The organism is Ligilactobacillus aviarius, assembly GCF_001654615.1.
GTDB lineage: Bacteria > Bacillota > Bacilli > Lactobacillales > Lactobacillaceae > Ligilactobacillus > Ligilactobacillus aviarius_B.
On sequence record NZ_LWUD01000051.1, the window covers coordinates 112,811 to 126,302 of the forward strand.

12 protein-coding genes are annotated in these 13,492 nt (G+C 37.1%); all 12 read right to left on the reverse strand.

Annotated features, from left to right (window positions below; translation table 11 throughout):
• Positions 1-75: 75 nt before the first annotated feature.
• Positions 76-435, reverse strand: coding sequence for a 30S ribosome-binding factor RbfA (gene rbfA / locus A3O17_RS06865; RefSeq protein ID WP_064213248.1), 360 nt, complete (start codon positions 433-435; stop codon positions 76-78).
• 20 nt (positions 436-455) lie between these two features.
• Entirely contained in the window at positions 456-2,810 is a 2,355-nt protein-coding gene (infB, locus tag A3O17_RS06870) for a translation initiation factor IF-2 (protein ID WP_064213247.1), read from the reverse strand.
• A gap of 63 nt (positions 2,811-2,873) precedes the next feature.
• A complete protein-coding gene (locus A3O17_RS06875) occupies positions 2,874-3,179 on the reverse strand; it encodes a YlxQ-related RNA-binding protein (RefSeq protein ID WP_064213246.1) in 306 nt (101 codons plus the stop codon).
• A complete protein-coding gene (rnpM, locus tag A3O17_RS06880; protein WP_057827961.1) occupies positions 3,172-3,474 on the reverse strand; it encodes an RNase P modulator RnpM in 303 nt (100 codons plus the stop codon). Before rnpM ends, A3O17_RS06875 begins: the two co-directional genes overlap by 8 nt.
• An 11-nt stretch (positions 3,475-3,485) precedes the next feature.
• Positions 3,486-4,637 carry a transcription termination factor NusA gene (gene nusA, locus A3O17_RS06885; RefSeq protein ID WP_064213245.1) on the reverse strand — a complete coding sequence of 384 codons (1,152 nt, stop codon included), beginning with the start codon at positions 4,635-4,637 and terminating at the stop codon, positions 3,486-3,488.
• 25 nt (positions 4,638-4,662) lie between these two features.
• Positions 4,663-5,136, reverse strand: coding sequence for a ribosome maturation factor RimP (rimP, locus tag A3O17_RS06890; RefSeq protein ID WP_064207656.1), 474 nt, complete (start codon positions 5,134-5,136; stop codon positions 4,663-4,665).
• Between the two features lie 123 nt (positions 5,137-5,259).
• Complete coding sequence (locus tag A3O17_RS06895; protein WP_064213244.1) at positions 5,260-5,451, reverse strand: hypothetical protein; 192 nt, start codon at positions 5,449-5,451, stop codon at positions 5,260-5,262.
• Positions 5,452-5,601: 150 nt separating this feature from the next.
• Positions 5,602-8,265 (reverse strand): YfhO family protein, encoded by a 2,664-nt coding sequence (locus A3O17_RS06900; protein ID WP_191979383.1) that lies wholly within the window; start codon positions 8,263-8,265, stop codon positions 5,602-5,604.
• A 4-nt stretch (positions 8,266-8,269) separates the two neighbouring features.
• Positions 8,270-9,979, reverse strand: coding sequence for a glycosyltransferase family protein (locus A3O17_RS06905; RefSeq protein ID WP_155728931.1), 1,710 nt, complete (start codon positions 9,977-9,979; stop codon positions 8,270-8,272).
• A gap of 83 nt (positions 9,980-10,062) precedes the next feature.
• Entirely contained in the window at positions 10,063-11,025 is a 963-nt protein-coding gene (locus A3O17_RS06910; protein WP_064213241.1) for a glycosyltransferase family 2 protein, read from the reverse strand.
• A 258-nt stretch (positions 11,026-11,283) separates the two neighbouring features.
• On the reverse strand, positions 11,284-12,117 hold the full coding sequence (locus tag A3O17_RS06915) for a hypothetical protein (RefSeq protein ID WP_064213240.1): 834 nt from the start codon (positions 12,115-12,117) through the stop codon (positions 11,284-11,286).
• A 182-nt stretch (positions 12,118-12,299) separates the two neighbouring features.
• The gene (locus A3O17_RS06920; protein ID WP_155728930.1) at positions 12,300-13,406 is read right to left on the reverse strand and encodes an acyltransferase; all 1,107 of its coding nucleotides are present in this window, start codon (positions 13,404-13,406) and stop codon (positions 12,300-12,302) included.
• Positions 13,407-13,492: the final 86 nt, after the last annotated feature.

A 13,492-nucleotide genomic window follows, 5' to 3' on the forward strand; every position in this document is an offset into this window, starting at 1 on the left:
CCTCTTTCCATTTTCCATACTAAAAAGGTGCGACCAAACCACCGTTTATTCCATGGTTTCGTCACACCTTCTTGCTTAAAACTTATCTTGTTGGTGAAGCTTGTTCAACAATTCATCAATGTGGTCACCATACCGCATTGATTCGTCCTGTTCAAATTTAATTTCAGGAGTGACATAGATACTTAAGCGGTGGCCTAATTCACGCCGAATCAAGCCCGTTGCCTTATCTAAGCCGCGTTGTGTTTTTTCCGCATCTGAAGCTAAATCTGAAAGAATGCTGTAATAAATCGTTGCATGCTGCAAATCACCAGTTACTTCGACGCCAGTAATTGTAACCCCTTGAACTCGTGGGTCACGTACACGTTTTTGCAAAATATCATTGACTTCGCGCTGAATTTCTTGAGCGAGTCGGCCAACTCGTACTTGTTGTGCCATTTTACCAGCCTCCCTTAATCTTATTCAACTGGAACTTCTTCCATTACGTATGCTTCAAGTTGGTCGCCAACTTTAATGTCGTTATACTTTTCAATCATTAAACCACATTCGTAGCCGGCTTTAACTTGTTTAACGTCATCCTTGAACCGTTTCAAACTTGCAAGTTTACCGTCATAGATAACCACGCCGTTTCGGATGACCCGCACGCCGCTATCACGTTGGATATAACCATCGATGACGTATGCCCCACCGATCGTTCCCAACTTCGATACCTTGTAAGTTTCACGGATTTCAACTTGACCAGTAACCTTTTCTTGATATTCTGGTTCAAGCATTCCTTTCATCGCGGTTTCAACTTCATCAATTGCCTTGTAAATAACGTTGTGCAACCGAATATCAACACCATCCGCATCGGCTTGTTGCTTAGCAAGCGGTGTTGGCCGGACGTTGAACCCGATGATGATCGCATTTGAAGCTTCGGCTAAGGTAATATCACTTTCGTTGATTGCCCCAACGGCTTGGTGAATGATATTGACCCGCACGCCTTCAACGTCGATCTTTTGGAAACTTTGAGCAAGGGCTTCAACGGAACCTTGAACATCGGCCTTGATGATCAAGTCAACTTCCTTCATTTCGCCTTCCTTGATCGTGTCGAACAAGTTATCCAATGTAACGTGCGTTGTCTTGCTCCGTTCCTTGATCAATGCTTGTTCAGCCCGCTTTTCACCAGCTGCCCGGGCTGTCTTTTCATCGTTGAACGTTACGAACCGGTCACCTGAATCCGGAACATCGTTTAACCCAGTGATTTCAACTGGGGTTCCTGGTTTAGCCTTGTGAACGGCTTTTCCGCGATCGTTGGTCATTGTCCGAACCCGCCCAAAGGTATTGCCGACAACGATTGGATCACCGACGTGCAAGGTTCCTTGTTGAACCAACAATGAAGCAACGGAACCTTTACCCTTATCAAGGCGGGCTTCAATTACTGAACCGGCACCATGTTGTTTCGGGTTGGCCTTCAATTCCATCATTTCAGCTTGAAGCAAGATCATATCAAGCAATTCATCGATGTTTTGCCCTAACTTAGCTGAAATTTCAACGAAGATCGTGTCACCGCCCCAGTCTTCAGGAATCAAACCGTATTCAGTCAATTGTTCCATTACATGGTTTGGATTTGCACCAGGCTTATCGATCTTGTTGACCGCAACAATGATTGGAACCCCGGCTGCTTGGGAGTGGTGGATAGCTTCAATTGTTTGTGGCATTACCCCGTCATCAGCAGCAACAACTAAGACGGTAATATCGGTAATATCAGCCCCACGCGCCCGCATGTTCGTGAAGGCCGCGTGTCCTGGGGTGTCCAAGAAAGTAATCGTCTTACCATCGTGCTTGATTTGGTAAGCCCCGATATGTTGCGTGATTCCCCCGGCTTCACCGGCAGTAATGTGGGAGTGCCGCAAGTGGTCAAGCAACGTTGTCTTCCCGTGGTCAACGTGCCCCATGATCGTAACAACTGGTGGCCGGACTTCAAGGTGTTTGTGGTTCTTTTCTTCGTCTTCAAAGAACTTATCGATATCTGAAACATCGACTTCGACCTTTTCTTCAGCCTTGATGCCGTAATCATCAGCTAAGATTTCAATCGTATCTTTATCAAGAGATTGGTTTTGGTTGACCATCACACCCATCATAAAGAGCTTCTTGATGATTTCAGCTGGTTCACGGTGGATCTTCTTCGCAATATCAGCAACACTCATGCCGACCGTGTAAACAAGGGTTTCTGGTAACGGCTTGTTCTTGCGTTGCGGAACTGGATTCTTCTTTTGGTTCCGCCGGTCTTGCCGCCGTTCCTTCTTGCTCTTCTTTTTGTTCTTCTTATTGAACTTGTTGCGTTGGAAATCATTGCTGTTATTGAAGCCGCCATTGCGCTTGTTCTTCTTGTTAAACTTCTTGTTGTTGCTGAAGTGATTTCCATTTTCACCATTATCATGTGATTGAGCCTTCACATGGTTATTGTTTTGGTTTGAATGATTATTTGCCGGACGTTGATTCTTGAAGTTCTTGTTTTTCTGATCATTGTGTCCGTGATTTTGATTTGCGTGATTTTGTTTCATTTTATTATTGTTGTTGTGAGAATCTTTAGCTTGAACCGGCTTTGAAGCGGCCTTTGGTGCAGCCTTCTTAGCTGGAGCTGGTTGAGCTTGGGCTTTTTGCGGCTTTTGACCTTTGCCTAAGCTCTTTTTAACCATTTGTTCTTCATTTTCATCAAGCATTGACATGTGATTGCCAACCTTGATGCCATTCTTCTTCGCAGCGGCAATGACTTCCTTGCTGCTGACATCTAATTCATGTGCGATTTGATATATTCTCTTTTTACTCATATGCAAATCCCTCCATTTCGCGTATTTCAAATCATTATGTTTTCACGCGAAATGGGATTCGCATTATTCAGAAAACAATAATGATTTTAACTTCTTTCCAAAACCGGAATCTGTAACTGCAATGATCGAACGCACCTGTCCAATCGCAACGCTTAGCTCTGCCCGCGTAAAGTTCGTTGCCAGTGGAACTTGATAACTCTGACACTTATCAGAGAACTTCTTTTGCGTTGTTTGTCCGCAATCCGCAGCTAAAAAGACGATCTGTGCTTGATGCTTTTGAATCTTCTTCAAAACTAAATCTTCGCCCGTCGTGACTTTGCGTGCTCGTTGCGCTAATCCAAGCAGATTTAAAACTTGCTTTTTATTCATGACCAAACAACTTAATCCGTGCGACCTTGTGATCAACGTAGGCAATCAATTCATCGTAAAAATCATCGCTGATCTTAATTCCGAATGCCTTATCAAATGTCTTTTCTTCCTTGGCCTGCTTGGCAACATCAACATCGAGGTGGATGTATGCGCCACGACCGTTTTGCTTGCCTGTCGGGTCGATTGCAACTTCATTTTCCTTATTCTTCACAACCCGAACAAGTTCCTTTTTAGGAAGCATTTCGCCAGTTACAATATCTTTTCTCATCGGAATTTTCCGTTGACGTTGTGCCATTTTTAAACCTCTTATTCTTCTGAACCTTCGTCAGTTGCTTCGGTTTCAACTGAAACTTCTTCAACTGGTTCCTCTTCAACAGCTGGTTCAACTGGTTCTGCAACCGTCTTATCTTCTAAGTTTTCTTCTGCAGCATCGGTTTCTGATTTAATATCGATCTTATAACCAGTCAACCGGGCAGCTAAGCGAACATTTTGCCCGCGCTTGCCAATTGCAAGTGAAAGTTGATCGTCAGGAACGACCACGGTGCAGTCATGTTCATTTTCAGGATCAAACCGAACTGCTAATACATCAGCAGGATTCAATGCGTTGGCAATAAAGGTTGCCGGATCTTCATCCCACTTAACGATGTCCATGTTTTCCCCCTTTAATTCGTTAACGATCTTTTGAACCCGTTCACCCCGCGGTCCAACACAGGTTCCAACCGGATCCAAATTGTCGATTGTTGCCCGTACAGCAACTTTCGCGCGATCGCCAGCTTCCCGGGCAATTGAAACAATTTCAACTTCACCGTTATAAATTTCAGGAACTTCTTGTTCGAATAACCGTCTTAACAAGTCAGGGTGTGAGCGGCTAACAAAGACTTGCGGGCCCTTTGAGCTGTTTTCAACCTTATAAATGTAAACCTTGATCTTGTCGTGAGACTTGTATTCTTCACCTTGAATTTGGTCCTTGCGTGACAAAACGGCTTCAACTTTACCTAAGTTAACGTAGATAAAGTGGTTATCCCGCCGTTCAACTTCACCCGTCACGATTTCATTTTCATACTTAATGTATTCATTGTAGATGACGTTGTGTTCTTCTTCACGTACGCGTTGCATGATGACTTGCTTGGCAGTTTGAGCGGCGATCCGACCAAAGTCTTTTGGTGTAACTTCAAACCGAATTTGGTCGCCGATTTCATATGCCTTGTTTAATTGCAATGCATCGTCCAAGCTGACTTCCAACCGGGAATCAAAGACTTCATTAACAACATCCTTAACTGCATATACGTGAATGTCGCCCTTCTTTTCATCAAACTCAACTTCAACGTTTTGAGCCTGGCCATAATTCCGCTTGTATGCAGAAACCAATGCATTTTCCAATGCTTCAATAACAACTTCACGCTTAACGCCTTTTTCCTTTTCAAGAACGTCTAACGCAGTTAGTAATTCCTTACTCATGAAAATTTCTCCTTAGTATATTTGATTAAAACTTAATTGCTAAACGAGCTTTCGCAATTTTATTCCGAGGAATCGTAATTGTTTTGGTCCGTGTTTTATCTTGATATTCGATCGTCAATTCATCAGCTGACAAATCCGTCATCGTTCCTTCATATATTTTACTGCCTTCAAGCGGTTGATACAAAGAAACGTGGATGTATTTGCCAAGTGCGCGTTGATAATCCTTTTCCTTTTTCAAAGGACGTTCGGCACCCGGTGACGAAACTTCAAGATAGTATGCTTGCGGAATTGGATCCGGATCGCAATTATCAAGCTTTTCGCTTAATTGATCACTGACCATTGCACATTCATCAATCGTGATTCCTTCCGGCTTATCAATGAACACGCGCAAGTACCAACTTTTACCTTCTTTTACAAATTCAACGTCCACCAATTCAAAGTGATGGTCGTCTAAAATCGGTGTAACTAAATCAGTTACAGTTTCTACTACACTGCTCACTCAATATCCTCCTCGTTTTGCTAAATAACTCCACTCATCAAAAAGAGTGAGCATCGCTGCTCACTCTTACCGAGTTATTAAAATACAATAACTAATATAACAGATAAAGTTGGATTTTTCAAATTATTCTGTTATCGAACCTAATTTTTTAAAGACATCATCCAATTCAGCATGAATCTTCTCAGAATCAGTAATGAACTCCGCCTTTCGTTTTAACTTAATATCAACTCGTTGTGAATTTTCTAATGCATCAACTAATGAGGCTGCTTCTTGAGCATTCAAAATAAATTTCCGCTGAAAAATATTGGTTGTCATATAGTTTCTCCTCTTTAATTCAATAAAATTTGAATGATGTTAGTTTAACATGAAAATTCAGTTGCAGCATATTAAAAATCAAAAACGGCTTTGTAATAAAACAAAGCCGCTAAAGATTTTGTCAATATCTTTAATGATATTGAAATTCTTTTATTTTTTATTTTTCTTCTCATATTTCCAACAGAGAACCAAAATTGCCCACGTAATCAGTGTAACAATAATCCCTAATGTCAATAACGGTGGCCAGAATGACAATTCAATTCGATGTTTTCCTTTTGGAACATGAATTGCTAGGAATGTGTTAAAGGCTTTTTCAGTTTTCACTTTATGCCCATCAACTTTTGCAGTCCATCCTTTATTGTAAGGAATTGTAGTCATCATTACATCTTTCTGTCCGCCAGGCATGTCAATGTCTCCACGTAATTGAAGTCTTCCATTATGAGTTAATTGCAATTGGTTATTCATAACGCTATAAACTGAATTTTCGAGTTTTGAAAGATTCAACTTATACAACTGAACATCATTCATACTAATTGGCGTGCCATTATTAGGTGAAATATTAATCTTAATTGTATTTCCTGGATCATTAGCACAAACATTGACAAGAACTGGTTGTCCTCCGTTTTCAAATCCCGGAATTGTATTACCGTTAATTGTTACATTTGCATTCCAAATTATATCTGTTGTTAATTGTAAATAGTATGGTTCAGCTGAAACGTTTTTCAAAATTATTTCATAAGATGAAGGTTTATCTTTATCAGTCGTTACCAGCGTCCCATTCACGCCACCGACTAATGAGCAGTTTCTCATTATCACGTGATATCCAAGGAGGTCAAAGAATTTTTCATTAGTACCTGTAATTCGGTTTAATAAGTAGGATTGATCATCTGCAGTATAGTCTCCTGACGGAAAATCAGATGATGAAAGAACTTTATTATCTGCTGCAAACCCTACGGATAAAGCTAACGGATTTTGATAAATCGTCACCCCGTTTAATTTCTTTACTGAATCATAAAACGAAATATCCGGTCTATAAGATGAAGCCGGAGTCATCGCATTTGAACTTGCCAAATTACTAAACTGATTATTAGGCGCTAAGAAATATTTCACGCCCATAACAGAATCTGTAAGTAATGTTCCTTCAATATAGTCTTCTTTACCTAAATAATTCGGCTGTCCCATTGCTCCCATAAATTTCGTAACTGCCGCATTTTGAGTAGACGTAAAACCTGACATTCCATGATATCCTGCGCTTAATGAATCATTTTCACTTCGTTGGAAAGTTTTTCCAATCCGATAGAAATCATTTGGTTTTTCTTGAGCCTCAATCCAAGCAATATCTGGATCGAGGTTAGCAACAAAATCTGTATATGTATTTGCTGGAGCAAAACCTAACGTCTTAATTGATTGATAACCATTAATTCCGCATTCAACAACCGTAAATAACAACAAGAAGAATCCAGCAACTGATTGCAATTGGATTTTTTTGATTGTTTTTTCACGGCCAAATAACATCCAAACCATGATAAGATCAGTCAATAACATAAATACCAATGTTGTAATCATGTTTGGAACTGTCAGATAATCAAATTTCTTGTGTTTAATAAATACAAAAACCCAACATCCAACTGGAATGATAAAGCTAATTAACAGTTGATATATTTTAGGCTTTCCAATTTTAGTAAGACCTCTAACTGCAAGTAAAATCATCCAAGCACTTACAATAAAGCTAAAACGATATGGATAATCAACTGGCCCTTGAAAAGCATGCCACATAATATCAAGGGGTTGCCAACACATTGCCAAAATCATAATCGCTGATACAATTCCAGCAGAAATTTTTTCTTTCCAAGGGATTTCTTTAGCTAAAAAGTAAATAATAAATCCAGATAAGATTAATGCTCCAACGAATAAGTTAGGCGGTCCGCCCTGAATTGCATTATCATTCAATGAACCAACCATAAACTTCGTTAACATTTTCCACGGTGCATATTCAAATACAGCTTGAATTGATTTTTGAGTATACACGCCCTTACTCTTTGTAATGTCGAAGAAAGTTGGCAGTAAAAGGAAACTAACAGATCCAGCCGCTAAAACCGAACTGATTCCAAAGCGTGAAAATTTCTTTTCTAAATCTTTCCAGCCGTTCCACTTTCGCGTTGCAGTCCAAGCAAAATATAAAACCGCAAAGATACATACCATGTATCCCATGTAAAAATTAACAAAGAGTAATAATGCTAAGAATACCGTATAATAAAACGATTTGTCCTCATCGAAAATCTTTTCAATTCCCAATAAAATAAACGGCATGAAAATCAAAACATCTAACCACATTATGTTCAGTTGGTTAGCAATAACCCATCCCATCATTGAGTAGCATACAGTAGCAGCTGGAATCCATTTTTGATCTATCCAGTTTAATTTTTCTAAAAAGTAACCAAAAGCAAATCCTGCACAACCATATTTAATTAAGGTTAAAAGTAAAACTCCAATTGGTAATGCGCTTCGACTAAAGAATAATAAAATCAAATTAAACGGACTTAATAAGTAATATGCCCATAATCCAATGGTTTCACCGCCGATTCCGTTCGTAAAAGAATAAAGCAACTGACTGGGATGATGTAATAATGTATTACGATAAAATGAGAAGAAATCAATATATTGCTCACCCATATCCCACGTCATGACTGAAGAGTTTCCAAATGGAGCCATTCGAAGAATCATGAAAACAATTAACATTGTTATAAACGGTAATACAAAATATAACCCTCGTCGTACTATTTTTTCTTGATTTTCACTATTTATCTTTTTCATCAAATTAATTTTCTTTCTTATATTCATAACCGCTTACTCCAGATTTATATTTCCCCCGATTTTGTTGAAAAATACCCCAACAAAAAATAAAAAATGCAATTAAAGAAACTATCCATGAGATTCTAGCAAGGAATGTGTAGCCGTACTTTATCTTGATATTATTCACGCCATCAACAAGACTTACTTGAGTTGCACCATCTGCACCTGCAATTTGAGTTGCTTGCTTAACCCCATTAACAGTCACTTTTTCACCTGGGAATACATATACTGGGAGAATTGCTGTCGTTTCAGACTTTGAATTATATCTGAACGTTCTTTCAGTAGAGTCAACCATCTTTTGTTTTACGTGTACCCATTCCTGATTTACACACATTTTCTGGTCACTGATATGTCCAGCATCCCCATTTGAACTTGCAGGATAATAATCCCCTAAGCCGTTAAAATCTGCTTTGTGAGTAATTTGACTTAAATAATAATGACTATTTGAACCAACGTTATAACCGTCAATTTGATTTACACCCGTCATTGCTCCCCAGTGCGTAAATACTACTCCTAAAATCAAAAGGCCAAATACCTTAACCGATTTATTGACTGGATTATTTAACTGGTAACTCTTAACCAATTCACTTGCTGCAACTGGGAATAATAATGACGCCATCGTAATAAAGCGCCATGGGAATTGAAGTAATCCAAACATCTTTTGAAAAACATCCCATGGGAATAAAGAAGTTGAGATAAATGTAAAGAAAGTTGCTGCAAACAGCACATCTTTATAAAATCCTTTGATCTTCTTTAAATTTAAAACAATAACTAAAATTAAAATCAAAAAGACTGGATTAAACACATCACGGCTATCAGCAGCATTGTTTAAAGACCAATCAAGTAATTGACGCGGAATCAATGAACATGTGTATAAATTCATCGTACCAGGACCATTTACTTTACCATTAAGCATCGTTTGAATCATTGGAACAAGGAATCCTAAACCTAATAAAATCGTCATTCCAACTGATTTTAATAATGCTTTAAAACGTTCTTTAGTAAATTGTTTTCTTACTAAGCTTACGCAAATGAAGAATAAAACTAATAATGACGCAATTGCTAAAGATAAAACGTGGGTATATACAAGAAATGTCATTCCAACTACAAGCGTCTTCCAATTTGGTTTTTCTTTATAGAAAATTTGATAAATCCCTAACAAAACAATTGGGAAAAACGTCATTGAAATAACTTCACCCATATCAACCCGATAATAAATATCTGAAGTTCGACAAATTGCAAAGGCATAAACTACAGATGCAAAAATTGATGGTAAAGATGATTGTCCCATCTTCTTCACACATTGATATGTAATTTCAAGAGTTGCAAAGGTTATCAAGAAGAAATAAATATAATAACCGCCAACTATACTCCCAGTTAACTTAATGAGCAAATACATTGGATAAACCGTTGCCCATGGATACATCAAATTAACAGCTGAAGCATTATGCTGGAAATATTTAAAATTGACTGGTGATTTCCAAATATTTTCAAGACTCATAACTCTTGAAAAATTAAATTGTCCGTCAATATCTGCCTTAATGATTGGTTGTCTTTGAGTATTAAAGAAAAAGATCAAATAACAAAAACTGAGAATTATAAAGAAAATAATCCTAATTATATTTTTCTTAGTCTCATCATCAATCTTAATTTTACCCTCTTTTAGCTTTTGCAATCCGCTCACTCCTTCTCTGTTAATTAAAATAAAATAATAACTCTTTGAGTTAAATTGTTATCTAATTAAAGGTAAATAATATCTTAAAATTTATCAGAATAATCATCTTCTTCAATCGTAAATCTTGGACGACCTTTTACCTCAGAATAAATCTTACCAATGTATTCTCCAATTACACTGATACAAATCATCTGAACTCCACCAAGAACCCAGATTGAAATCATCATTGATGACCATCCAGCAACAACATGTCCGAAACAACGTTGAATAAAGGTATAAATCATTAAAACAATTCCAATAAAGACAACGCCGATTCCTAAACCCATGATCAATTTAATGGGGACTGTTGAAAATGAAGTGATCCCATCTAACGCAAACTTGATCATTTTCTTTAATGGATACTTTGATTCACCGGCAAAACGTTCTTTTCGAGCATAGTAAACCTTAGCTGATGGAAATCCAACCATTGGCACCATTCCACGAAGGAACAGGTTTCGTTCCTTAAATTGAAGCAATGTTTCAACCGCCCGTTTACTCATTAAACGGTAATCGGCAGAGTTTGGAACCATGTTGACCCCTAACTTCTTCATCAAATCATAAAAAGCAAGCGCCGTTTTTCGTTTAAATGCTGTGTCGGTGTCACGATTATTCCGCACACCATAGACAATATCCTTCCCTTCATGGTACTTCTGAACCATCTTTGGAATGGCATTGATATCATCTTGAAGATCAGCATCAATTGTAATCATCATATCTGAATAGTTAACTGCCGTTGTTAAGCCAGCAACAAGCGCATTTTGGTGACCAAAGTTCCGGCTAAACTTGATTCCAGTAATATAATCATGTTCTTTTTCAAACTTTTGAATTAAACTCCATGTTTTGTCCTTGCTGCCATCATCGACAAATAAAATTTTACTGTTATCAGCAACTTTTCGTTCGGTAATCATATTTTCAAGAACTCCGCCAAGTTCCTTAACGGTTTCAGGCAATACTTCTTCCTCGTTGTAACATGGAACAACGATCGTTAGCATTTTTTCTTCTTTCATTACTTGACCTTTCAATCCAGTAACTATTGTACAGGAAAAGATTGTGAAATATATTTTACAAATAATTTCTCTTCATACTCATTAAAAAAAGCAACTTCTCCGTACAGCGAAATTGCTTAAACATCAGTATTAATTAACTCAAATTAATTGTAAAAAAATTTTGATTAAACGTCAAATACTTCTCGTTGGATTATCAAAAATACAAATTTTCTGATAAAGGACTTTTATCCATAATCTGACATTTATTTTAATACAAACTTATAATTTACTCTGTTTTTTAAGTTGTATATATCCGTTCAAAGTATCACCCTTAAATATGAAATCCGCATACTTATTAAATCCAATACTATTTTTGGTAGGATTTAAAACTGACTGACTAGCCTTCATTTTTGTCGAAGCGTAAACTACTCCCAAACTATTACAATTGTTAATCATATCTCTATTAGATAACCAATTAGTTATCCAATAAAGTTTTTCTTTTATAGTTTCAGTTGCTTCCTTTGTAAGTATCTTGTTTTTAAAATATAACAATTGTTTAGCAATCTTTCGATCATCTTCTGTTACATTTTGCATACATACAATATTATCAAAATAACAATATAAAACCGGTATGTCGTTTACAACTTCATACTCATTCAAATAATTCTTCTGAAATTCAGGAACCTCTCTTAAAGCTACTTTCTCATTGAAAGCAGTATATAACACTGGTTCCCCCTCTTCATTCATTCTTCCAAGATGGGAATTAAAATTGATTCCCTTATAATTCTTGTCTTCTACAACCCTATACAATTTTGTTCCTTTTGAAATTACCTTTTTAAAAGGAGAACTTACTGAAAATCCCCCTTTTCCTTCTGAGTTCTGTAAATTAACAAAATTATAATATATATTTTGAAACATTTCTAAACATTCATCTTTTTCAGATACCTTTGTATTATAAAGTAAATCATTCACTTCATTTAATTGCTTTGAACAATCCTTAGTTTTCTCTAGCATTTTCTTAGCTCGTTGCCCCTTAGAAATGTCTGTAGAAAAAGCTTCTCCAAAATGATTTTCCGTAAGTTCATTGGTGTCCCATAATTCTAATTTTTCCATAAACTATTTCTCCATTCACGTTTATATATTTATAATTTTCTTAACAAAGAATATAAACCAATATTTAATTGTATACCCATAAAACCATTCTTTAAATAGTGTTACACCTTTTACATTTAAGACTCTATTCATTAATATTCAAAAAAGGATGAAACACTTTTCAGTGCTCCATCCCTTCACAATTATTTACTTCTGCTGAATTTGCTAAAAATAAATGAGATCGCATTAAAAATCAAAATTCTGACGTAATCGATCAGAGAACAAATAATGAAAATCAACGGACATACAATTACCGCTGTAACCAAATAATGTTTTACATTTGGAACCAATAAAGCTGGCATTTTGAGCCACTTCAGCCAAATCATTTGTTCCATGATTGGGTTATCGTGGATCAGATAAACGCCAAACGTGGTTGCTGCAATTGTATTGATCAGTCGATTATGACCGAGATGCATATTCTTGAAAAGCAAAATGATCCCGGTTGCCATTAAAACGATTGACGGACTAAATTGCCCTGCAATGTTGATGAAGCTATTGTGATAGAACTGTTGATTATGCGTCGTTGCTCCCATGTAATCATAGTAGAAGATTACGACCGCCATCAAAGCGGCACCGGAAATTGTCAAAAACGTTCCTAAAAGACATTCATGCTTTGTTCCGTAAAGTCGGATATAACCACCAATAAGATAGTACAGAATAAAGACTACCAGCTGACCATACCAGCCATAACTTCCAAAGTTTGGAATAAGCGTTGGAACCAGCGTAAACGTGATGGCAATAATGATAATCAGATTACGGTATTGCTGCCGGGTAATGTTATGTAATGCAACGTTGATGTACGGGTAAACTAAGTATAAAAGAATATACTCACTTACGAACCAGCAACTGTTATAGAAAAGCGGTAAGAACGTTTGTTGAAGAACAATCGTACTCTTCGGATTTACCCACTTAAAGTGCACGGCAACAAAGTAAATGATGATCGAGTAAAGGTAAACTTGAACGATCAACATCAAAATCTTTTTGAAAGACTTCTTGCCATTGATCGAAGAATTTACTAAGAAATAACCTGAAATCATTACGAAAATTCCAACGGCAACCTTTCCGAGCGTTGCGACCATTTGCCCCGTAAATGTCGTTAACCAAACCTTAGTAGCAACTGGCGTCCAGCCACCAATACTTGTATTGTTATTCAACAATCCATGAACAACCGAATGGTGGAAGATAATGAAAAGCATTGCGATAATTCTCAATAATTCAAAGTTCGAATTTCTCTCTTTCGTTGATCTCACAATTACACCTCTAACTATTTATGTATCAGTTCTTAATTTAATGAAAGATTGACTAAAGGTCAAATATTTTTAATAATTTTCCCCCA